The 1,001-nt window shown below is 55.1% G+C and carries 2 protein-coding genes; one reads left to right on the top strand and one right to left on the bottom strand.

Translation table 11 applies throughout. The annotated features are described in order from the left end of the window. Window positions 1–122: 122 nt before the first annotated feature. Window positions 123–320: a hypothetical protein gene (locus KGL31_09830; protein ID MDE2322196.1), complete on the bottom strand. Its 198-nt coding sequence runs from the start codon at window positions 318–320 to the stop codon at window positions 123–125. 65 nt (window positions 321–385) lie between these two features. On the opposite strand from KGL31_09830, the gene KGL31_09825 reads away from it, so the two are divergent. Further along, window positions 386–1,001 (top strand): type I restriction endonuclease subunit R (locus KGL31_09825; protein ID MDE2322195.1); only part of this gene is annotated, 616 nt, incomplete at its 3' end.

Below are 1,001 nucleotides of genomic sequence, written 5' to 3'. Positions count from 1 at the left end.
CTCGATGAGGCTCTGTGGGAGCTCCAAAGTCGTTGTGAAAATTACGTTCAGTCGCGGAGTCTTGCGAAGTATCTCGTTTGCCGGTCTGGAGGGATCAATATCAACGTACAGCGGCTGCCAGGCTAGGTGGACGTATGCACCTGGTAGCGAAACAACGGCTCTGCGATGTAGACGGGTTCTGGAATTTCTCGAAGCAGTTCGGTCGAGGCTGGCACATTGTAAAGAGATTCAAATTCCGCCAATATCTTCTGATACGCCTCAAAGTTCTTCAGAAGATCTTGCTCGGTCAGGCCAGATTGTGGGCGGGATTCTGTAGTCATTGGTACCTCCTGATTCGTTAACAGCGAAATCGTAGCAAGTTCAGACCAAAAAAGCAAGGCATCTTATGCCATCTCATCTTGGCTCCGAACGGCCAACAGTTCAAGACCCGCTCATCGGCTATGCCGTCGAGATCGGGTGGGGCTATCTCTCACCCGATGAGGCCCTGACGCTCCGCCGTGGGGAGAGCGGCACGCTGCTCTACCCGACCCTCCGAGATAAGCTGATCGCCCTCAACCCTGGTGTCGTCACGGTGGACAACGTGGATCAAGTCATCACCAGAATCGAGAGCGTTCGGAATACCATCGAGGGTAACGCCGAGGTCCTCGCGTGGCTCCGGGGTGAGCGGTCGGTATATGTTCAGACTGAAAAGCGCCAGCGCAACGTGATCCTCATCGATTTTGAGCACCCGGCTCACAATGTTTTCCACGTGACTGAGGAGTGGCAATACACCAACGGCCAGTACACCAACCGCGCCGACGTGATGTTTTTAATCAACGGCATCCCCCTGGCGATCGTTGAGACCAAGGGAGCGCGGAGACAGGCCGGTATCGACGAGGGAATCGTTCGTCTGAAGCGCTACCACCGGGAGACCCCTGAGCTGATGACCGCGCCCCAGGTTTTCAATGTCACCCACCTTATCGATTTCTATTACGGGGCTACCTGGAGCCTTGACCGAAAGG

It is taken from the genome of Candidatus Methylomirabilota bacterium (genome assembly GCA_028870115.1).
Lineage (GTDB): Bacteria > Methylomirabilota > Methylomirabilia > Methylomirabilales > Methylomirabilaceae > Methylomirabilis.
This window is presented reverse-complemented; position numbering and strand designations above follow the sequence as displayed.